Consider the following 20,942-nt stretch of genomic DNA (forward strand, 5'->3'; position numbering starts at 1 on the left):
GGATCTACTGGACCAGGAAATCAATGACGTAGATTTCCATAATGACTTCTTCCCCGAGAGCGGTATTCAGGCTTCCCTTGAGCTTTTCCTTCATCCGGTCGAGACCTCCGGCGCCTAAAAGATCCTGGGGCTTATACTCCATGAGCACCCGAATGATCGTATCCCGGATGAGGCTCTTCTTGCTGTCAAAAAGGCCGGACTTGTCCTTGTTGGTATACATGAGAGACACCTGAGTCTTGAGATAGCTTCCGCTGCCGCCCGTGGACAGGTTCACCACAAAGCTGTCCAGGTCCACCACATATTCCTCATGCTTCGTGAACCGTTCCTTCACATCAGAGATCTCCACGCCATTGACCATGAGGACCATGGCGGTGGACCCCACCAGAATGACGAGACTGAGGATCACGATGACGAAGATCAGGATCCCCGGTTTTTTCTTTTCACCCTCTGCCATTATTTATCACCACTTTCTTCGATTATGATCAGCAGGTTCACCCTGCGGTTTTTGGCCCGATTGGCATCGCTGTCGTTGGGGGCGATGGGCCGGAACTCTCCATAGCCGATGGCCGCCAGACGCGCGGAAGGCACATTCTTCGTTTCGCTGAGATAGCGTACCACCGTCAGCGCCCGGTCCGTGGAAAGCTCCCAGTTGGTGGGATACTTTCGGGAGGAGGTGGGCACGTTATCCGTATGCCCCTCCACCACGATCTCGTTTTCGAACTGGAGGAAGAGGCTTTCCAGATTGTTGAGAATCTCTTTTCCGCCATCGGATAGGGTGGCCTTCTCTGGCTCAAACAGAATGTTGTCCTTAATGTCCACAAAAACGCCGCTGGAACTGACGCTGACGGTGACCTTCTGCTCCAGCTGCTCCGTGGTGACGTACCCGCTGACCTGCTGATACATGGCCAGGATCCCTGGGGTGATCTCGCCGTTTTCCGGAATCTTGTCTTCTCCGCTGGAATCGCCCTCCCCCGGAATATCCGGTGTGGGGTCCTGCCCGTCAAAGATCTTGGGTCCGCCCTCCCCTTGGAGCGCGGAAGCTAAAGAGTTACTGATGGCCTTGAACTTCTGGGCATCCACGGAGGAAATGGAATAGAGCAGGATAAAGAAGGTCAGGAGCAGGGTGGTCATGTCGGAAAAGGTGGTCATCCATGCCGGAGCTCCCGCCGGGGGAGGTGACCCCTTCTTTTTCCTAGCCATTGCTCATGGCCTCCACATTCTCGCCCACCCGGGCGGTCTTCATCTGGAGCTGCTCCTCAGGAGACAGGTAGGTCATGAGCTTCTCCTCCAGAATTCGGGGGTTCGTCCCCGCCTGAATCTGGAGGATTCCTTCGATGGTCATCTCCTTGGTGAACATCTCCTCATCGGTCTGAACGCCCAGATTGTTGGCGATGGGGATGAAGATCATGTTGGCCAGGAAGGAACCGTAGAAGGTGGTGATGAGGGCCACGGCCATACCGGAACCGATGGCGGAGGCGTCCTGCAGGTCCGACAGCATGATGATGAGTCCCGTGAGCGTACCCAGCATACCGAAGGCCGGGGCCAGCTCCCCCCACTTGGAGAAGATGCTCTGGCCCATGCGGTGACGCTGCTCCGTGGTTCCCATTTTCAGCTCCAGGATTTCCCGGATGACATCAGGGTCGATGCCGTCCACCACCATCTGGAGGCCGGACACCAGAAACTCATCCTCCAGGGAGGTCATATCGTCCTCCAGGGCCAAAAGGCCATCCCGACGGGCTTTTCGGGCCATTTCGGAAAAAAGAATGATGAGTTCCTTCCGGTCATTTTCCGGAGCCTTGCTCAGCATTTTCAGCATGGCCGGGATTTTTAGCAGGTCCTTCAGGGGAAAGCTCACGATGAGCGCACAGAAGGATCCGCCCATGGTCACAATGACCGAAGACAGGCTGACAAAGTTCATGATGTTTCCGTCAATGAGGATGGAAACGATAATGAGTACCGTTCCGACCACTAGGCCCAGCACGGCGGAGAAATTCTTTTTCATCGGTGCGCCTCCAGATTTCCCGTGTATATTTTTTGCTTGAATCCCACGATGCGTTCCAGGATTTCCTGGGGAGACTGCCGGACCCGCAGGGTTTTCCCGTCGGTCATGGTGATCACGGTGTCAGCCAGAGCTTCCACCTTGAAGATCAGGTCATCGTTGAGGTAAAATTCGCCTCCGCTGAGGTCATTCAGTGCGATCATGGGTTTCTCCCTTCCTAAAAACTTCGTTGGTTTCCGGATTATCGGTAATATTCATTTCCCTTCATCCCAGGTTTTAGGGGTAGCCCCCTAAAACCTGATGAAGGGAAGATCATGCTTAACGCTTAAGGTTGATCAGTTCCTGGAGCATCTCGTCGGAGGTGGTGATGGTCCGGGAGTTGGCCTGATAGGAACGGCTGGTGACGATCATTTCCGTGAACTCATTGGCCAGATCCACATTGGACATTTCGATGACGCCCTGACGGATGATGCCGTAGCCGCTGGTGTTGGCCGTGAAGATCTGCTCTTGACCGGAGTTGTTGGAGGCACGGTAATTGTTATTGCCCGCTTTCTCCAGGCCTTCCTCGTTGTCGAACTTCGCCACGGCCAGCTGACCCAGAAGGTAGGGATTGCCGTCGCTGAAGACCCCGATGATCTGGCCGCTGCCGTCGATGGAGAAGGTCTCCAGGCTCAAGGTCTCGGTGTAGGGATTGCCGTCCGCATCGATTTTATCCACCGTAATGCTCTGCTTGATACTCATGGAGGACAGGGGGCCGTCACTGAGTGGTGCTGATGTTGCCGCATCGGAAAGCAGCATCTGGCCCGTGGGTGGAACATAACCCATGACATTGTAGCCCCCGGCATTGACGAGATTTCCGCTGTAGTCGCGGTAGAATGCGCCGTCTCGGGTGTAGAACTTCATGTCGCCTTGGGTGTCCTGGGAAAGGACAAAGAAGCCGTTACCTTCAATGGCGAAATCCAGGTCTCGGTTGGTGGGCTGCAGAGCCCCTTCGGTCATGATGGTGTCGATGGCTCCGACTTTCACGCCCAATCCAATCTGCTGGGCGTTGACGCCGCCAAGACCGCCATTGGTGGGGGACTGGGCACTGGCCAGGGTCTGGCTCAGCATATCCTGGAATTTCACACGGCCGGACTTGAAGCCCGTGGTGTTCACATTGGCAATATTGTTACCGATGACGTCCATTTTGGTCTGGTTGTTCCGCATACCGCTGACGCCGGCGTAAAGTGATCTTAACATGATGATTTCCTCCTAAGATTTTTTATTTTTCTGAGACAGCCGCTTCGGTCGTTCGGCGGCTTCATGGCTTCCTCAAGAGGTCCAGCCACTATTTGATTTGGATGGCGCTGTCGATGTTGGTGATGGTCTCCATCTCGCCGCTCTTCATGGCGGTGATGATGGTGCGGTTCTGGATGCTGGCAATAAATACATTGTCCTCCAGAAGGATCATGCTTTCCCTGGCCCCTTTTTTTTCCAGGGTATCCAGAGCCTGATTGATTTTTTTAAGCTCCGTTTCTCCCAGGCGGATCTCCCGCTGGTCCATCCGCTGGACGGCATGGGCAGAAAGCTTCAGAGGTTCCGGAGTTTTTTTCAGATTCTCCAGATAGAGTCGTTCGAAATCGCCTTTTTTCGGCGCGTTGGTTGTTTGGGGACGCTGCTGCGGGATGATCTGCCCGTGCTGAATCTTAAAGGACATCTACTTCTCCCCCACTTCCGTCACGGCACCTAAGGGGTATTCCACGCCCTGGATCACCGGATAGGCCTGTCCGTTTCGGTACCGGACCTTTTCCACCACCCCGGTGAGGGTTCCCTCTTCCGTGGCCACCTGGACATTCTTCCCCACTAATGAAAAGGACATCTGCTGCTGGGTCAGGAGGCTCATATTCTCCATGCCGGCCATGAGGCTGGAAAGCTGCTCCAACATGGTAAACTGGGCCATCTGGTTGATGTACTCTGTACTGTCGGCTCCGCTCTCCCCCATGGGATCGAGATTCTGAAGCTGGGCGGTCATGATTTTCAGGAAATCCTGGACATTGAGGGTTCCGGGGGCTTTCTCCGTTTGCGCGGAGACGACTTGATTGCCTACGCCACTGATTTTCATGTTTTTTCTCCTTTCTTCCGGTTAGGCGAGAAGATCAATCCCCTGAAGGAGACTTCTGCCCGGAATGGTATGGTCTTCCCGGAAGGAACTTCCGGCACTTTGGAAGGCCTGTCGACGTTCAAACCAGGGATTTTGAGCTTCCTGCTGGGTTCCTCTTCCCGAGTGGTCCAGGGATGTGCCCACATCAAGGCGGGTCACGGGGATCTGGCTGGCTTTCAGGCTCTCCTGGAGTTCCGGCAGCTTTTCGGCAAAGAAATGCCGAACTTCAGCTTTTTCCGCCAGGATGTGTCCTGAGATCTTCCCTTCTTTAAAGGCGAGGACAATTTCCACTTCGCCCCATTCCTCCGGGTTCAGCTTCACCTTCATGGTGGTCTGTTCCCCTTCCTTCAGGGTTTCCACCCGGGAAAGAATGGTTTGAAATACGGGTTCTTCCGAAATGGCGGGCATAGCCTGAACGGCTTCCGGTTCCTTCGGTGTTCGGGGAACATGAATCAGGGGTGTTTCGAGAGCTAAAACTGGGGTTTCCATTTTCTTCGGGCCAGGCTGGATTTCAAGAGCAGTGAGGTCTTTCCCTTTTCCCCGAACTTCCGTCTTGACCGCTTCAGTCAGGGGCTCCAGGGATGGTGTCACCTGGGCTTGAACCTCCAGGTTTTCCATGGATTTTGCCGGAACGGCATAGAGTCTTGCCGGATGGGGGATGAGGTTTTCCCGAAGACTGTCCTTTTCGGGGGCTTCGATTTTTCCCTGCACTTCGGGGTTCACCGGGGTTGGGATCTGGGGAAGCTCTTTTCCGCCCAAAGTCCTTAAGCGTTCCTCCCAGGGGATGGACAGGACGGGATTCTCGGGTTTCGGGGCATCCGGAACTTCGGCTGCAGCATTTTGCATAAGGAAGTTCTTCCCTTCTGCAGGTGTCTCTAGAGGCGCTATGGATTGTTCGGACAGCGGGGACAGGGAAATCTCACCAGGGGTGGATTGAGTTTCTCCCGCAGAAGCCGTTTGCGTCTGCGGAGGCGTCCAGCTGGTCAGGAGGGCGAGGAGCGCTTCCGTAATTTCCGGACTTTCCTCTTTTTCCTCGAGGGTTGTTTCCCGTTTCAGGGGTGTCTCCATCTTTGCTTTCTTTTCCTTCAGCAGGGTTTCAAAAACGCCCTTTTCGGGACGGTCTGCCGCCGATGGGGTGCCTTGGGTAACTGCCTGGCTTTGCAGGGCTGTGATTTCTTGGATCATTGATTCACCTCCTTTCCGTCTTTGTTTATGGCGAAAGGGTTACCGGGCGTACTTCATGATGCTGAGGTCGTCCAGTTCCTTCTGCTCCGAGGCTAGAATCTCCATGCGGTACCGTTCCCGGTCCTTCTCCTTGAGATTCTCCATGATCTTGCGGTCCTTCCGGGCTTCGATAAGGTTTCCCCGGGCGTCCTCCACGCGGGTGGAGAGGACCTCCACTTTCTTTTCCTGATGGAAAAGTGCAGTTTTCAGCTTCTCCTTATAGAGAAACTGCATCTTCATCTGGGAAAGGTCTCCCTTTTTCTCCTGATTCTGCTTGTCATAGGCCAGGGTCAGCTGTTCCAGCTCGTCCTTTTCCTTTGCCAGATGATGGCTGGCTTTGAGGTAATCTTCCGTGCGGCTTTTTTCCACACTGTTTTTATAGTCCAGGATTTTTTCCATTTTGAACTTGTAGTCCATGGCTTTCCTCCGTGAGATCATATTTTACCGTTTAAAGAGATCCTTCAGGGCGCTGACCGTTTTGTCGTAAGTCCAGGAATCCTCCACGGACTGCCGAAGAAACTGGTCGATGGGAACCTTCAGCTCGATGGCCCGGTCCACTTCGGGATTTCGGCCCTTGGCATAGGCGCCCACATTGATGAGGTCTTCCGATTCCTGATAGCGGCTGATGTTTTCCTTCAGCTTACCGGCATGATCGTAGTGTTCCTTGCTGACAATTTCCTTCATGACTCGGCTGACGCTCTGCTGGACATCGATGGCGGGGAAATGATTCTTTCCCGCCAGCTTCCGGGTGAGGACGATGTGTCCGTCCAGGATTCCCCGGACCGCATCGGCGATGGGTTCATTCATGTCATCGCCTTCCACCAGCACCGTATAAAAGGCGGTGATGGAGCCGTCCTGGGACATGCCGCTGCGCTCCAGAAGCTTGGGAAGGGCTGCAAAGACCGAAGGGGTGTATCCCCGCGTGGTGGGCGGTTCGCCGATGGCGAGGCCGATTTCTCGCTGGGCCATGGCAAACCGGGTCACGGAGTCCATCATGAACATGACTTTCTTTCCCTGATCCCGGAAGTACTCCGCAATGGCTGTGGCCACATAGGCCCCTTTCAGCCGCACGAGAGGCGGCTGGTCCGAGGTGGCGCAGATGACCACCGATCGGCGGTACCCTTCGTCCCCCAGGTCCCGCTGGATGAATTCCAGCACTTCCCGTCCTCGCTCGCCGATGAGGCCGATGACATTGACATCGGCATCGCAGTATCGGCTGATCATCCCGAGTAGGGTGCTCTTGCCCACGCCGCTGCCGGCGAAGATGCCGATACGCTGGCCTTCCCCCACGGTGAGGAGCCCGTCGATGGCTTTCACCCCTGTGCTCATGACCGCTTCGATTTTCTTTCGCTGAAAGGGATTGGGCGGCATGCGGTTGATGTCTCCATATCCTTCTAGTCGGCGGGCTTCACCGTCCATGGGACGGCCCAAGCCATCCAGGGTGGTCCCCAGGAGGTCATCGCCCACCTTCACCACCAGGGCTTTTCCCGTGGGAAGGACGAGGCAACCCGGGCCAATGCCCTGAAGATCCCCCAGGGGCATGAGGAGAACGCCGTCATCTTCAAAACCCACCACTTCTGCCGGTATGCGGTTTTCCTCACTGATCAGGATATCGCAGACTTCGCCCACAAAGACCTTGAGACCCACGGCATGGATGATGATGCCGATGACCTTTTTCACCTTGCCCATTCTCAATTGAAGCTGTTCCTTTTCGAGGATCTGCGCATAGCGCTCAAAGGGAAAGTTCATGGGGTTCTTCCTCCTTCCTAGCCTTTAGCCAGTTCCAGGAAACGCTGAAGCTGTTTTTTGATCTGCAGGTCCGTGATCTGGTCTTCATTTTCCAGGATAAGCCCCTGGGGTTCCAGAGTCTTGTCTTCCAGGATGAGGATCCGGGCCTGGGGGCAAAGCTTTTCGATTTCTCCCCGGCAGCTTTGCACCTCCGCCAAAAGGTCCGGGTGACAAGTCACAATGAGACTTTCGGTTTTGGCGTAATCCTGCAGGATGGGCCGAGCGAGGCTTAGAATGCCTTCTTCCTGCCGGTCCAGAGTTTGCCGGATGATCTTCTCCGCAATGTCCACCGAGAGCTGGAGGAGTCGGTCAGATTCTTCCAGGAAGTAGTTCTTTGCCCTATTCTGGGCTTCCTTCAGAAGATTCATCGCGTTTTCCCGGATGCGCTGCCCCTCGGCTTTTGCCGCCGCAAGGCCCGCCTGATAACCTTCTTCCCGGGCTTCCCCATAGGCTGCTTCCTTCAAGTCCTCCACGGCCAGGGCAGCTTCCGCCAGGAGCTCTTCCCGGAGAAGCTCATTCTCTGCCGAGAGCTTTCTTCGAAGCTCCTCTTCCAATGCGCGCATCTCATCCGGTACGGTTTCTTCTTCCCGCACCGCCGCTTCTTCCCGCACCTGATAGGCGGTGAGATCGAGAATCTCCAGATGTCGGGGACTGGCCTCGGTACTGGCTGGATTTTTGATGATCTTATACGATAATGCTATCGGAATCACCCCTTCCTATGACAATCTCTCCCGCCTCTTCGAGACGTCGGATGATGCCCACAATCTTATGCTGCGTCTCTTCCACGGTGGAAAGTCGGACCGGTCCCATGAACTCGATGTCCTCCCGGATGGTTTCCGCCGCCCGCTTGGACAGGTTGGCGTAAATCATGTTGGACACCTCGGCGGAAGCTCCCTTGAGGGCGAGAACCAGATCTTCGTTCTCCACTTCGCGAAGAACCCGCTGAATGGAGCTCTTGTCCAAAGTGACGATATCTTCGAAGACGAAGAGATTCGCTTTGACGATTTCCGCCAGATCGGGCTGGGTCTTCTCCAGATCCGACAGGATATTCTTCTCTGTGGTGCGGTCCACGGAGTTCAGGATCTCCACCAGGGTCTTGACGCCGCCGATGGTGTCCGTGTCATTGTCGATGATATTGGAGAATTTATTCTGCAGGATGGATTCGATGCGCTTGATGACCGCAGGGGAAGTCCGGTTGATGACCCCGATGCGCTCCGCCACTTCGGTCTGCAGTTCATGGGGGAAGAGGGATAAAACCTCTGCCGCCTTGTCCGACTGAATATAGCACATGATGAGGGCAATGGTCTGGGGATGCTCGCTGACCAGCATATTGGCCAGCTGATGGGTATCCGCTTTCCGAAGAATGGCGAAGGGCATTTCCCGCTGCTGAATCTGATTCAGCACTTCCATGACTTCCTTGGCCCGGACACTGCCCAGGGCCTTGGTCAGAAGATTCCGGGCGTAGTCCACGCCCCCATCCAGGACAAACTCCCGACCGGAAGCCATGTCTAGAAAGTCAGCAATGACTTTTTCCCGCTCATTGGCTTCCACAAATTCCGTATTCGCAATTTCATAGGTGACCTTTTGGATCATACTGTCCGGCAGCATCCTGAGGATCTGGGAGGAGATCTCCGGCCCCAGCGAAATCAGCAGGATGGCGGCTTTCTTGATGCCATTGGATTTAGCTTGCATATCTTATCATCAGTCCTTCATCCACGCCTTGATCAGGTCCGCTGCAATTTCCGGATGTTCCTGGGCGTATTCCTTGATTTGCTTTTCCTTGGGATTTTCCTTCACTTCAAACTTCTGATACAGCTCTTCGATGAGATTCTTGGGTTCCTCCACCATAACTGGGAGTACAGGGGCCACGGGGTATTCCTTGACCTTGGACTTCTTCCCAAAGAGGATTCTCAGGACAGACAAGAGGAGGATCGTACCCAGAAGAGCGAAGATCCCAAAGTAGATGTACTCGCCGTAGCGGTCCATGAAGGTCAGGGAGGCCAGCCGCTCGGCTTCGAGGCGGGCCAGCTCCTTGTCTACTTCTTCCTGATAGGTTTTGTCGAAGGCCACACCCTCTACGCTGATCTGGTCTCCCCGGTCAAAGGTATACCCCGTGGCGGTGGCTACCAGATTATTGATGGCGGCCTTCTGCACATCGGTGAGCTGGCCGTCATAAAGGATGGAGGTGGTTATGCGGTTGATCTTTCCGGGGGCCTTCACCGTAGTGGTGGTGGATTCCGTCAGTTCATAGTTCACTGTTCCCTCGTAGGAGGAGAGACCGCCTTCCCCATTGCCGTTAAGGACATTCTGGGCATTGTCCCCCACGGGGCTGTTCACGACGCCACCGACACCATTTCCGGAACCTGTGGCGCTTTGATTCTGACTGCGGATCACCGGATCCTTGTAGCTGATCACCGTCTGTTCCTGGGCATCAAAATCAAGATCCGCGAAAACGCTGACCTTGATTTTATCCGGACCAAAGGCCGGTCCCAAGAGGCTGAGAATATTGTTTTTCACTTCATTCTCAAAGCTCTTCTTGTATTCACTATGCTGACTGATAACTTCCATGCCGCCTTCCCCGCCGGAAGCGAGGCCTGCGCTGAGGAGATTTCCAGAACTGTCGATGATCCGGACATTTTCCTCCGGGAGGTTGTCTACGGCTCCGCTGATGAGGGCAACGATTCCCTTCACGGCTTCCCCCGTGACCTTGGCTCCTGCCTTAATATCCAGGATGACCGAGGCGGAGGCTAAGGTCTTTTCCGTTTCGAAAATGCTGTCCTTGCTCATGACCAGGTGTACCCGGGCACTGCGAATTTCCGATAAAGACATCACAGAGCGCTGCAGCTCCCCTTCCAAGGCCCGCTGGTACATGATCTTCCGGTCTTCGTCCGTGACCATCATCCCCATATTGTCAAAAATTTCAAACCCCGTGGAGTTTTCGGGCATCATCCCGTTCATGGCCAGCTCTAGCCGGTACTTGTCAACTAACCTTTCATCGATCTCGATGTCCTTTCCTCCATTTTGAATTCGATAGGGGATGTTTCCCCGGGTATCCAAATCGGCGGTAATGACCGCTGCATCTTCCAGCTCCAGATTAGTGAACAAGGTGGCATAGGTGACTTTTCCTGAATACCAGGAATAGAAGCCGACGCAAAGGATCGTGGCCACAAGGGCCGTCACCAGTGCGTTCCGCTTCTTTCGATCGATATTGATCCATCCCCCCTTAATCTTCTGAAGGGTTCCGTTCATTTTATCCATGCAGCCTGTACTCCTTATTCTGGATGATCTGTAGTTATAGTGGGATGATCCTCATTGGATTAGCAAAAACTGCCAACTTCAGCACTCATAAACTTTCCACTTTCACGGACTCATTGCCCCGGGATTTATTCATGATGTTGCTGTAAATCAGCAGTCACACTATTCTTGATTGCATTTTCCTTGGCTATTGACTAGAACTGCATACTGTTCAGTTCCTTATACGCTTCTACAATTTTATTTCTCACCTGTACCGCCAGTTCCATCTGAAGCCTAGCCTCTTCCGCAGCAATCATGACCTGATGGAGATCTTCCGTTTCCCCTGCGGCAAATTGGGTTATTAAGGAATCGGATTCCATTTGGCTCTGATTCAGCTTTTCCAGCTGTTGGGTAATGAGCTGACCAAAACCTCCATCGGGAGATTCTGTCTTTTCCTCTTCCCGGGGGGTCTGGCTGATGAGGTTTTGATAACGGCTGAGGATCTGACTATAGGAACTGCTGACTTGTGTCATGGGTCACCTAACCTTTCGAGATTTCGATGGCTTTATTGAGCATAGCCTTGCTGGCCTTCAGGGCGGTGGCATTGGCTTCATAGGTGCGCTGAGCTTCCATGAGGCTCACCATTTCATCCAGGAGATTCACATTGGGCATAAGGACGTAGCCTTCCCCATCGGCATCGGGATGGGTGGGGTCGTACACACGCTTCATATTTTCCGGATCCTCCGCGATGGCGGTGACTTTCACCCCGGCGCTTCGGGATTCCATCCGCTGCGTAGCCTTATTGAATTCCTTTTCCACCATTTCGGCGAAGACCACTTCTTTTCGCTGATAGGGTCCCCCGTCTTCCGTTCGGGTGGTGTTCACATTAGCGATATTCGAAGAGATGGTATCCAGCTTCAGCCGCTCCAGGGTCAGGCCGGAGGCATTAATTTTCATGGAGTTAAATACAGACATGCTCTTCTCCTTCGGCACAGGGCCTATCGATTAATGACGTAATTGAGACTTCCAAGCTTACGGTTCAGCTGCTCAATGAGCGCCGAGTAATAAATTTCGTTGGCCGCCAGATCCACCATCTCCCGATCGATGTCCACACTGTTTCCCTCGTCGTTCATGGTATGGCTGGAGGACGTGACCACCTGAGGCTTTACCTGGGAGACATCGCCGCCTCCTAAATGGGCTGCGTGGGTGTTCTCTAAGGCTAGGCCGTTCTTCCCCATGGCTCTTTGCAGTTCTTCCTCAAAACGGACCTTCTGGGCTTTATAACCTGGGGTGTTTACATTGGCGATGTTGGAAGAGATGGTTTTCTGCCGAAGGGATGAAGCATCCAAGGCAGTTTTAATGATCTGATAACTCTGATCCGGCATGGCTCCTCACTTTCGACTCATCCTCATATCATCGTGGAATCACCTTGATTTCCAAGAGGTTTCATCACAGCTTCTTCATAATATTTTCATTTTGTTCAATAGTATTATAAAACTAAAGTATTGTAAAATCAATAATCGATAATATCCCATCTATTGGAGAGAATAGCGAACCTTTTCCATGTAGTTGTGTTTATTGTATTACCATTATTAAACTAATTTCGAAACAATTTTCACCATAAATTATGCAATTTGCGACAGTGTATGCACGATAATATCATGGTTCGTTAAGAATATATAAATCTTCCGTTAAATCCCTCCCTGTTATACACTCTCCATTTCTTGCTGGACCCCGCTGTTCCCCGGGATCCCTAAGAAGGAAAGCCTTTCCATTTCAAGGGAAATCTTGATTTTCGCCACTCCAAATTCCGGAAATCCCGGGACTTGTTCTGTTCCAGCCCACGACGAATACCTCCGGATCACCTTTGCCTACTATTATGCAAAAGTCATCGGGAGGTATTCGTCGAACTCCGACAAAGCCATGTCGGAGAAGTTAATTTAATTTCATGATTTTCAGAAAAACTAGATTAATGTGAACTTCATATACGAATTCCTTGCTGAAAAATAAATTCACATTCTCCATAATCTTTCAGAGATATCCATTTAAAAGTTTTTGTCCACAAACCAGGGATCGGCTTCCTTTTGAAGATAGGATTTGGCCACCCGGCGGTTCTGATTCACCTGTCGCATTTCGGAGGATAAGACCTGTTTCCCCTCCTGGAGCCGAACATTGAGCTTTTGGGTGTTAGTCAGAAGCGTCTGAAGAATCTCCTCCTCTTGCTTCCTCCAGGGAATCCTTTCTCCGGTTTCCTGGTCCAGTGCTTTCAGTGCCGCAAAACACTGCTCGTTTTTTTCTAGAGCATCCATGCAAGAATCCAAATTATCCTGATCCACCTGGGTGTTGGCGAGTGCTTCGAGAAGAAGGGCATGTCTTCGCTGGGGGATGCTCTCTTTCGCAAACATCACAGCTGGTTCCAGGTGTCCCGAAGATCTTCCAGGAACGTGATGACTTCATCCAGATGCTCCGGGTTCTTTTCCACATTGGCGCGGATGGTCTTCTGATACATGTACTCGTAGAGGGCCATGAGATTCTTGGCGATGTCTCCGCCTTCTTCGAAGTTCAGGGTGCTCATGAGCTCCGTGAGAATGTTCTGGGCTTTTACGATGGACTGATGGGTTTTCTCGATATTTCCATCGGCCATGGAGAGCTTGGCCAGCTTCAGAAACTTCACTGCGCCTTCGTAGAGCATGATGACCAGTTTCTTGGCTGAAGCGGTCATAATTTCATTGGTTTTATAGGCGTTGCCCGCCTGGGAATAAGCCTTTTGGGTGGCATACATAAAGGAATCCTCCTAACTACTTTTTACTCGTGCTTCCGGTGAGTCCCGAGATCTGGCTGGTGAGCCAGCTCATTTGGGATTCAGCCTGCATCATGGCCGTATCGAGCTTCGAGAACATGGTGATGTAGTACTTTTCTTTCCGCTCCATCCGAAGATTAAAGCTGTCCACCTGCTTGGTAATATCCTTCAGGGTGCGCTCATAGGAATCAGTCTTCTCCTTGATGCTTCCTGAGGTGGAGGCGAAACTGTCGATGTATCCGTTGATTCGCGAGACAAAGCCCACTTCCTTCCCTTCGCCATCGGTGGAAGCGAAGAAGTTCTTCACGTCCGCAGCGTTCTTCGAAAGAGCGTCCGTCAGTTTCGTGGAATCAAACTTCAGCTGGCCAAACTTGTCCACCGTGGTCACGCCCAGCTGGGACATATCCTTGAGTGAAGTGTTTCCATTGGTGACGGTGGAAGTCACCATGGTGCGGAGGCTGGACTGCAGCCGCATGAGGGCACCGTCCCCAGCCAGAGCTCCCCGGGTCCCTTTTTCGCCCACCGTTCCGGGAGCCAGCTTGTCGAAGATAAACTGCAGGGTGGAATTATACTGGGCCACGAAATCTTCCACCGCCTTGGTGGTTTTGGCTGTATCAGCCTTCACCACTACCGTATCAGATTCTCCTGCCGCATGTTCTTTCACCAGATTGATGGTGGTATAGGCGATGACATCCTTCACGCTGTTGCTAGTTTTCTCAATCTCTACGCCATTGACAGAGAAAAGCGCATTCTTTCCTTGACTCGTGCTCTTCGTAGTCCCCAGCCCCAGGTTTTCCAGGACCGCTTCCCCTTCCACGTCGGAAAGGGTGATAGCCTGATTTCCCGTTTCGGTATGGTTCAAGGTAAGCCGGCTGTCAATGACCGTGGCTTTGACCTTGGTATCCCCGCTGAAGCTGTTGATCTTGTCTGCCACCATCTGGATGGTGTCTTCGGCTCCCACGGCCACTTTTTTTCCATTCAGCACAAACTTTCCCGCAAGATTTAGGGGCGCCGTGGCATCCTGGCCTTCCGCAAGAAACTTGCCGCCAATGACGGAGGTGTTGGTGGCCAGCTGGCGCACTGCAATCTTGAAGGCTCCTTCTGGAGAATTCTTGCTGACGGAAAGGTTTGCCCCCACTCCGGTGGTTGCTGTCTTGCTCGTGTAGGTTTCTTCGCTTTTCAGTACTTTGATCTTGTCAAAGAGACTGCTGAGCCGGGTCCGAACATCGTTCCAGGCATTCTTTTCGCTCTCCAGGCTGGTCTTCTTTTCGGATAGCTGAATCAAAGGCCGTTTTTCAATGGCCATGAGCTGATCGATCATAGTCTGATCGATGCCGGAATAGGACCCCATAAAATTGACTGTTGACATGGCTTATCCCCTTTCGTCGACGATGATGCCCACCATTTCCCAGATGTTTGCCACGAGATCCAGAATCTTTTCCGGTGGTACTTCCCGGATGACTTCCTTGGTCTCGTTGTCCACCACATTCACCATGATCCGTCCCGTCCGTTCATGGACAGCGATCTGAAAATGGGTCTTCCCTTCTTCTTGAAGAGAGCGGTTGGTTTCTTCAAGGAGAGCTTCCAGCTCTTCTTTGGAAAATTCCTTCTTGGGATCATTGGCGGTTTCCCCCGCCTCTTGGGTAATCTTCGTTTCCTTCAGCGCTTGAATTCTTTCCAGCACCACTGCCGCCACGGGCTCCGTGGGCTGAATCTGCTCTTTTGTTTTTCCGGAAATTTGAATCATGTCTGCACATCCTTCTTCAATTTCAATGAATACCCAAGCCCAGAATCGATGATGGACGGCATTCATTCCTGGAAAATCCTGCAATTTCAGCGTTAAACTCTATTTCTATCCTCCATATCGGAGACTCGTGAGAAAGTTTAAGCAAAGAATGAAAAAAACGGCACAATTAGACATGTTTTTCTGCATGAACATGCTTGTTCCGAAAAAAACCTCCCTTACTGAGCATCCATTGTCGATTTCACCGCCAGAGGAGGAGAAGTATCAGAATCCCAAAAAGACACAAAAGAAGGATATACTTTCCTTTGACCAATAGTTTCTCCTGCCTTTGGAAAGACGTGAGGAACTGGCTCAACCGTTGTAGTGCTGGACTGGATGCTTCGTCGAGCTGTCTTGTTGGATTCTCGGTTTTCGTCATGATCCCGTGAAAGAGCATAGTTTGCAGCTGCTTCATCTCTTCTTGCCAAGGCATCATTGACGAACCCAGGACGGGATTTTCCTGAACGGAATTATTCTCCACAATTTTCACCATTTCCTGAAACTGGAGCTCCATCTTTTTCTGGATGGGTTCCCGTTCATAAGCTTTTGCACGCTGATAGGCCATCTGCAATTTTCCGAAGGCAAAAAGTTCCTTCTCCAGCAGCGCTAAGATCATTGGGGAAATGGAGGGGAGCCGATTAATCGGCATGCTCCGTAGGATTTTTTCTCCGCCTGTTCCCATTAGCTTGGGATCCATCTTTGGGATCTCCAAAGATTCCTTGCTGACTTTAAGAGCTTCGCTTACAACCTTGGGAAGTTCTGATGAGATTCTCATGACCGCCTCCTATCAAAAAGAAAAGGAAGGAGCCGAAGCTCTCTTCCCTATACTTTGAATCGAAATTAATGATTCGGCAGATCTTAGCCCAGCAGCTGAAGAACGCCCTGGGGCATCTGGTTAGCCTGAGCCAGCATTGCTGTGGAAGCCTGGTTCAGAATGTTGTTCTTGGTGAAGTTCATCATTTCCTTCGCCATGTCAACGTCTCTGATTCTGGACTCTGCAGCAGTCAGGTTCTCGGATGTAGTGGTCAGGTTGTTGATGGTGTGATCCAGTCTGTTCTGGGTAGCACCAAGTTTGGATCTTTCTGCAGATACAGTCTCAATAGCGGTATCAAGAGTAGTAATAGCTGCACTCGCACCAGCCTGTGTTTTCAGATCAATTCCTGCAACATTAAGACCTGCTGCACTCATATTTCCAATGTTAAGGGTCATGTCCTGACCAGCATTAGCACCAATCTGGAACTTGAGACTTCCACCAGCTACGGCTACAGCACCAGTAGCGCCATCAGCTGCATAAGCAGCGTTTGTTTCGATGCTTACACCGAAATCGCTGAAGTTAAGTGTCTGAGCACCCGCAACGTTGTCTATGGTCTGAGTCTTTGTCCCAAGAGAGTTTGTCATGGTAAGCTTACCAGCAGCTCCACTAGTAATGGTGTAAGTATCGGCAGCAGCGCCTGAACTGGAAACCTTCGCTACACCTGCCTTAGCAAGAACAGTAGTATCGCCTGTGTTCTGCTTAACAGCAGCACCGAGTCCGCCACCCAGAAGTGTCTGCTTATTGAACTGGGTTGTGTTAGCAATTCTGTCAATTTCAGAAGACAACTGCTGAATTTCTTTGTCAATTTCTTTTCTGTCGTTATCGGTATTGGTATCATTGGAAGACTGAACAGCCAGCTCTCTCATTCTCTGAAGAATGGAGTGTGTCTCATTAAGTCCGCCTTCTGCGGTCTGGATCAGGGAGATTCCATCCTGTGCATTTTTTGCAGCCTGGTTCAATCCGCTGATCTGGCCTCTCATCTTTTCGGAGATGGCGAGTCCTGCAGCATCATCTCCAGCCTTGTTGATTCTGAGACCTGAAGAGAGCTTTTCCAGGGACTTGGCCTGGTTTGCCTGTGCGCTGGACAGTCTAGAGTAAGTGTTCATTGCAGCGATGTTGTTGTTAATTCTCATGGTTAATTTCCTCCTTGAAATTGTGTTATGGCATCCATGCCGTATTTAAGTGGAGAAGAGTTGTCGGCCGACAGTACTTCTTTCGCTTATGGTATGTATATCGGAAATCCATCCAAAAGATTAAGGGGGTTAAGTCCTATTTTTTTGATTTTTCATTTCTTTTTTTCTTGCAGCATGAAGAAAACCGCGGTTACGCGCGGTTTTCCATGAGCTGGCTGAATATGTCCTTGGACATGTTCGCCGCCTCATTATTCGCTTTAGAGATTTCTTCGTAAACTTCTTTTCGAAGGATGGTTACTTCCTTGGGGGCTTCGATGCCGATCTTCACCTTGCCATCAACGATCTCCAGAACCTTGATCTCGATGCCGTCATCCAGGATAATGCTCTCATTGATTTTTCTATTCAGCACCAGCATGGCTTTGACCCTCCTCTAAAGGAAACATCCGGTGCCGGGTCCCGTAGGGACTCTGGGTCAGCACATGCTGACGGCCAGAATGGTTCTCCAGATTGAGCATCACCGGCGCCAGAAGATTCATGGTGCTCCCCGAAATCTTTTCTCCCATGGTGACGATGGCCAAAATCCCCAACTGCTCCTTATGGGTGATGCCGATTTTTTGAAGCTCTTCATCGGGAATGTCGATGTCGTAGTCCGACTGGAACTTCCAGGGATCCGTGACCACAAAGGCCACCGCTTCCCGCTCCACATCCTGGAGCACCCGGAAAACATCATTGCCCGGAATATCCAGAAGCACAAATCGGCTGCTCTTTTCAAAGCCCAGAATTCCTTCAGGAAAGCAGAGGAGGTTTTCTTCGGAAATTTCCATCTCGCCAAAAAATTTAGTCCGGATGATCATGTGCTTTCCTCCTACCGCAGGTAGTCCAAAAGACTGGACTGCAGAATTTTTGCGCCCGTAGCAAGGGACGCCTGATATACAGTGCTCATGGTGCTATACTGCATCATTTTCTCCGCCAGGTCGATGTCCTCGCTCTTGGAGAGAATTTCCGTCATGTTGAGATTCTCGGCGTCATTGCGTTCCCTCGCCGATTCCAGGCGGTTATAGACCGCGCCCATCTTGGAACGGAAACGGATGACGTTGTCGATGTGCTTATCCATATCCCCCAGAAGATCTCCGGATAAGGCTTTGAGATCGCCGCTTTCCAGGGCTTTCTCCACATTTTGCAAAAGACTGCCTAAACTCTCATTGCCCACCGCAGTACCTTGTACATTGGTGAAGGTGCTGCCGTTGCTGGGAAGGGTGATTCCCACCTTCGGGGCAATCTCTCGCTGAAGATCCTCCTGGTCCCCTCCATAGGTCATAACCCCATCCTGCATGGTGAAGGGCGGATTCGTCGTTTCCTGGCCACCAAAGATATAGCGCCCGTCATAGTTGGTGTTGAAAAGCTGGGACAGCTGCCCCTGGAGCATTTTTACCTCATCCACCAGTGCCGAGCGATCCGTGTCGGACAACGTGCCGTTGGCGCCGTAGATGATGAGGTCTCTCGCCCGAAGGAGAGTACCGGAAGCACTAGCCAAAGCGCCGTCAGCGGTACTGGACCAGCCCAGGGCATCATCAATATTTGTTTTGAACTGCTCATTTTCCCGAAGCCGGGTATCCAGATTCATCACTCGGGAGACTACCATGGGGTTGTCCGAGGGACGGCTCACTTCTTTCCCGGAGGAAAGCTGATCCTGATACTTCTGCATGTTTTTCAGGTTCTTCGATAAGTTGCGCAGATAGTTTCCCGTGAGGGTATTATTCGTAATTCTCATAGAACCTCCTAGACGCCGGTACGATTAATCAGCGTATCCAGCATTTCCGAAATGGTGCTGATCACCCGGGAATTCGCCTCAAAGCTTCGCTGGTACTTGATGAGATTGGTGACCTCCTCATCCACGGAGACTCCGGAAACGGACTCTCTGCGGTTAGACAGCTGGGCTAAAAGGGCTTCCTGATTCTGGACCATGTTTCCTGCGTGCTCAGTGGATATCCCCACCTTGATCACCACGTCCTGGTAAGCGCCTTCCACGGTCATGCCGCCGGGGGCATCCTTCAGCTTCAGCATATCGCCATCGGCATAGTCCATGGTGGAAAGATCCGAAAAGTTGATTTTAAGATTTCGAAGATTGGCAATGGCCAAGGCCCTTGATCCATCCCCCGGAGCAGACGATCCAGTTTTTCCCGTCACTACCAGGCTCTCATCCTCCAGGATGTCTTTGCTGACCGCAAAATCCAAGGATCCGCTTCCCGTAAAGAGATCCTGTCCCTTCCCGTCGGGATTATGGAGCATATTCACCGCCTGGGCGGTTCCCCGGGCGAAGGTATCCAGCTCCGCGATGCGGGCATCGATTTCCGTCAGGGCCTGAAGCTTTCCGCCCAGGGCGCCGCTGGTAATCTTGGCCAGCTCGGGCTTTGCTGCCCCTTCTGCCACGAACACGGGACTTCCCGGGGTATAGGCCTTGGCTTCCTCTGCGGTCATGGTGAAGGGCTGCACGTTAGCCGTGTCTCCGCCCAGAGCCACATGGACCGTGGCACTGCCGTCTTCCCCATAGCGAACTTCCTGCACCGCCGAAAGCTTCGCCGCTGCATTGGGATCCGTAATGTCCTTGCCGCCCACGGTCACCGAGGCTCTGCCCCAGGAGTCAAAGGTGGTCTTGATCTCCGTGATCCCGCTCATGTTCTTTAAGAGAAGATCCCGCTGATCCAAAAGGTCATTGGGACTCTGGCCCTTCACCGTGATGTTGAAGATCTGCTCATTGACCACCTTCAGCTGATCCGTCATGGAGGCCAGATCAAAGACATTCTTCTGCACTTCCGCCACGGTGTCGCCCTGGAGCTCCTGAATCTGAGTGGCCATGTGACGCACGGTGTCGGCAAAGGTCTTGGACTTTTCCGCCACAATGCTCTTGGCATTGAGGCTTTCCGGATTCTTGGACAGTTCCTGCCAGGCGTTGAACATTTCGCCCATGGCAAAGTTCAATCCGGAATCCGATGGTTCGTTGAACACCATTTCGATCTGTCCCATGACGTCGTTCTTGGCCATGTACTGATTGAGGGTGCTGGATTCCTGTCGGATCTGCAGATCGACAAACTCGTCGACCATGCGGACGACGCCTTCCAGCTTCACCCCGGTGCCCAGCTGACCCACGCCGGCATAGTTATAGGCGTTGTCGGCCTTCATTTCCACCCGCTGGCGGGAAAACCCTTCCGTATTGGCGTTGGAAATATTGTGGCTTGTGGTATGAAGAGCGGTCTGGTTGGCATTGAGCCCCTTTACCGCGGTATTAAACGTACTAAATAATCCTGCCATGATTCACCTCTACACCGACTGGTCGATGATGCTGATTTCCTTGGTCATCTGTAGACTGCCCTGGGCAGAATACGTGTTGTATTTGGAGGTATTGCTCCGGGACACGGCGCTTAAGAGCTTTTCCTGAAAGCTCAAGGCCTGCCGGGTGAGAAGAAAATTGGTCTCCTGGAGATTTTTCACGCTTTGGAGAAGGCTTAGCTCCTCCGCCGTGGGAATCGCTTCCTTCAGCGTTTCCAGCATCCCCGCCAGCTCTTCCTTTTTTAAGACAAGATCCGCCAGCTTTTCCGCCTCATTGCGGATGAGGATCCGTTTCTCCTCTTCCAGGAGAAAGAGCAGCGCCTTGAGAACATCCTTCAGTCTTGCCGAACTACTCATTACTCTTCAGCCTTTCCTCATCGATACGCTCTAGGATTTTTTCGGCGATCTTGTCCGTATCCACGGCGTAGGTTCCTTCCTGAACGGAGCGCCGGATGGCCTCCACCTTCTCGGAGAAATGGGAGTCCTCGGACTCGCTGATGCGCTTCACCAAAGCCTTGGCCTGGGCGGAGATTTCCACGGTGGTTTTGTTTACGGTGGGACCGTCCACATGACCGGTTTTCCGTTCATCTTTTGTTTTATACACGCTATTGACGTAGCTGTTGTGGAACTGGTCGATTTTCATGGTTTTCACCTCTTTATATTCCTTACTTCTCTTATCGTCCATCGGGGAAAAGAATTA

Annotated in this window: 28 protein-coding genes; all 28 read right to left on the bottom strand. The window is 52.2% G+C overall.

What is annotated here, in order from left to right:
- Nucleotides 1–4: 4 nt before the first annotated feature.
- Nucleotides 5–454: a flagellar basal body-associated FliL family protein gene (locus tag KCG48_RS06335; protein ID WP_211800654.1), complete on the bottom strand. Its 450-nt coding sequence runs from the start codon at nt 452–454 to the stop codon at nt 5–7.
- Complete coding sequence (locus tag KCG48_RS06340; RefSeq protein WP_211800657.1) at nt 454–1,200, bottom strand: OmpA/MotB family protein; 747 nt, start codon at nt 1,198–1,200, stop codon at nt 454–456. Before KCG48_RS06340 ends, KCG48_RS06335 begins: the two co-directional genes overlap by 1 nt.
- The gene (locus tag KCG48_RS06345) at nt 1,193–2,002 is read right to left on the bottom strand and encodes a motility protein A (RefSeq protein ID WP_211800659.1); all 810 of its coding nucleotides are present in this window, start codon (nt 2,000–2,002) and stop codon (nt 1,193–1,195) included. The genes KCG48_RS06340 and KCG48_RS06345 overlap by 8 nt, the downstream gene beginning before the upstream one ends.
- Nucleotides 1,999–2,202, bottom strand: a complete 204-nt coding sequence (locus tag KCG48_RS06350) for a flagellar FlbD family protein (RefSeq protein ID WP_211800660.1) — start codon at nt 2,200–2,202, stop codon at nt 1,999–2,001. Before KCG48_RS06350 ends, KCG48_RS06345 begins: the two co-directional genes overlap by 4 nt.
- Before the next feature lie 115 nt (nt 2,203–2,317).
- Nucleotides 2,318–3,238, bottom strand: a complete 921-nt coding sequence (locus tag KCG48_RS06355) for a flagellar hook-basal body complex protein (protein ID WP_211800662.1) — start codon at nt 3,236–3,238, stop codon at nt 2,318–2,320.
- 88 nt (nt 3,239–3,326) lie between these two features.
- Complete coding sequence (locus KCG48_RS06360) at nt 3,327–3,695, bottom strand: flagellar biosynthesis protein (protein WP_211800663.1); 369 nt, start codon at nt 3,693–3,695, stop codon at nt 3,327–3,329.
- Nucleotides 3,696–4,100 (bottom strand): flagellar hook assembly protein FlgD, encoded by a 405-nt coding sequence (locus KCG48_RS06365; RefSeq protein ID WP_211800664.1) that lies wholly within the window; start codon nt 4,098–4,100, stop codon nt 3,696–3,698. It abuts the gene before it with no gap.
- 21 nt (nt 4,101–4,121) lie between these two features.
- Nucleotides 4,122–5,324 carry a flagellar hook-length control protein FliK gene (locus KCG48_RS06370; RefSeq protein ID WP_211800665.1) on the bottom strand — a complete coding sequence of 401 codons (1,203 nt, stop codon included), beginning with the start codon at nt 5,322–5,324 and terminating at the stop codon, nt 4,122–4,124.
- Between the two features lie 39 nt (nt 5,325–5,363).
- Complete coding sequence (fliJ, locus tag KCG48_RS06375) at nt 5,364–5,780, bottom strand: flagellar export protein FliJ (protein WP_211800666.1); 417 nt, start codon at nt 5,778–5,780, stop codon at nt 5,364–5,366.
- A gap of 24 nt (nt 5,781–5,804) precedes the next feature.
- On the bottom strand, nt 5,805–7,112 hold the full coding sequence (gene fliI, locus KCG48_RS06380) for a flagellar protein export ATPase FliI (protein WP_211800667.1): 1,308 nt from the start codon (nt 7,110–7,112) through the stop codon (nt 5,805–5,807).
- 17 nt (nt 7,113–7,129) lie between these two features.
- Entirely contained in the window at nt 7,130–7,861 is a 732-nt protein-coding gene (locus KCG48_RS15010; RefSeq protein ID WP_211800668.1) for a FliH/SctL family protein, read from the bottom strand.
- Complete coding sequence (gene fliG, locus KCG48_RS06390) at nt 7,836–8,843, bottom strand: flagellar motor switch protein FliG (RefSeq protein ID WP_211800670.1); 1,008 nt, start codon at nt 8,841–8,843, stop codon at nt 7,836–7,838. Before fliG ends, KCG48_RS15010 begins: the two co-directional genes overlap by 26 nt.
- Before the next feature lie 9 nt (nt 8,844–8,852).
- Nucleotides 8,853–10,409: a flagellar basal-body MS-ring/collar protein FliF gene (fliF, locus tag KCG48_RS06395; RefSeq protein WP_211800672.1), complete on the bottom strand. Its 1,557-nt coding sequence runs from the start codon at nt 10,407–10,409 to the stop codon at nt 8,853–8,855.
- A 191-nt stretch (nt 10,410–10,600) separates the two neighbouring features.
- Nucleotides 10,601–10,918 carry a flagellar hook-basal body complex protein FliE gene (gene fliE / locus KCG48_RS06400; protein WP_211800673.1) on the bottom strand — a complete coding sequence of 106 codons (318 nt, stop codon included), beginning with the start codon at nt 10,916–10,918 and terminating at the stop codon, nt 10,601–10,603.
- A 7-nt stretch (nt 10,919–10,925) separates the two neighbouring features.
- On the bottom strand, nt 10,926–11,360 hold the full coding sequence (gene flgC, locus KCG48_RS06405) for a flagellar basal body rod protein FlgC (protein WP_211800674.1): 435 nt from the start codon (nt 11,358–11,360) through the stop codon (nt 10,926–10,928).
- A 23-nt stretch (nt 11,361–11,383) separates the two neighbouring features.
- Entirely contained in the window at nt 11,384–11,770 is a 387-nt protein-coding gene (gene flgB, locus KCG48_RS06410) for a flagellar basal body rod protein FlgB (RefSeq protein WP_211800675.1), read from the bottom strand.
- 660 nt (nt 11,771–12,430) lie between these two features.
- Nucleotides 12,431–12,790, bottom strand: a complete 360-nt coding sequence (locus KCG48_RS06415; RefSeq protein ID WP_211800676.1) for a hypothetical protein — start codon at nt 12,788–12,790, stop codon at nt 12,431–12,433.
- The gene (gene fliS, locus KCG48_RS06420) at nt 12,790–13,167 is read right to left on the bottom strand and encodes a flagellar export chaperone FliS (protein ID WP_211800677.1); all 378 of its coding nucleotides are present in this window, start codon (nt 13,165–13,167) and stop codon (nt 12,790–12,792) included. The genes KCG48_RS06415 and fliS overlap by 1 nt, the downstream gene beginning before the upstream one ends.
- Nucleotides 13,168–13,183: 16 nt before the next feature.
- Nucleotides 13,184–14,554, bottom strand: coding sequence for a flagellar filament capping protein FliD (gene fliD / locus KCG48_RS06425; protein WP_211800678.1), 1,371 nt, complete (start codon nt 14,552–14,554; stop codon nt 13,184–13,186).
- 3 nt (nt 14,555–14,557) lie between these two features.
- Nucleotides 14,558–14,932 (bottom strand): flagellar protein FlaG, encoded by a 375-nt coding sequence (locus KCG48_RS06430; protein ID WP_211800679.1) that lies wholly within the window; start codon nt 14,930–14,932, stop codon nt 14,558–14,560.
- Between the two features lie 238 nt (nt 14,933–15,170).
- Complete coding sequence (locus KCG48_RS06435) at nt 15,171–15,743, bottom strand: hypothetical protein (protein ID WP_211800680.1); 573 nt, start codon at nt 15,741–15,743, stop codon at nt 15,171–15,173.
- An 83-nt stretch (nt 15,744–15,826) separates the two neighbouring features.
- Complete coding sequence (locus KCG48_RS06440) at nt 15,827–16,915, bottom strand: flagellin N-terminal helical domain-containing protein (protein WP_211800682.1); 1,089 nt, start codon at nt 16,913–16,915, stop codon at nt 15,827–15,829.
- A 190-nt stretch (nt 16,916–17,105) separates the two neighbouring features.
- A complete protein-coding gene (gene csrA, locus KCG48_RS06445; RefSeq protein ID WP_211800684.1) occupies nt 17,106–17,330 on the bottom strand; it encodes a carbon storage regulator CsrA in 225 nt (74 codons plus the stop codon).
- Complete coding sequence (fliW, locus tag KCG48_RS06450; protein ID WP_211800686.1) at nt 17,314–17,769, bottom strand: flagellar assembly protein FliW; 456 nt, start codon at nt 17,767–17,769, stop codon at nt 17,314–17,316. Before fliW ends, csrA begins: the two co-directional genes overlap by 17 nt.
- An 11-nt stretch (nt 17,770–17,780) precedes the next feature.
- Entirely contained in the window at nt 17,781–18,686 is a 906-nt protein-coding gene (gene flgL / locus KCG48_RS06455; protein ID WP_211800687.1) for a flagellar hook-associated protein FlgL, read from the bottom strand.
- 8 nt (nt 18,687–18,694) lie between these two features.
- Nucleotides 18,695–20,224: a flagellar hook-associated protein FlgK gene (flgK, locus tag KCG48_RS06460; RefSeq protein WP_211800689.1), complete on the bottom strand. Its 1,530-nt coding sequence runs from the start codon at nt 20,222–20,224 to the stop codon at nt 18,695–18,697.
- Between the two features lie 9 nt (nt 20,225–20,233).
- Complete coding sequence (locus KCG48_RS06465) at nt 20,234–20,599, bottom strand: hypothetical protein (RefSeq protein ID WP_211800691.1); 366 nt, start codon at nt 20,597–20,599, stop codon at nt 20,234–20,236.
- A complete protein-coding gene (gene flgM / locus KCG48_RS06470) occupies nt 20,592–20,927 on the bottom strand; it encodes a flagellar biosynthesis anti-sigma factor FlgM (RefSeq protein ID WP_211800693.1) in 336 nt (111 codons plus the stop codon). Before flgM ends, KCG48_RS06465 begins: the two co-directional genes overlap by 8 nt.
- Between the last annotated feature and the right edge of the window lie 15 nt (nt 20,928–20,942).

Origin of the sequence: Proteiniclasticum sediminis (genome assembly GCF_018128025.1) — a bacterium.
GTDB classification, from domain to species: domain Bacteria; phylum Bacillota; class Clostridia; order Clostridiales; family Clostridiaceae; genus Proteiniclasticum; species Proteiniclasticum sediminis.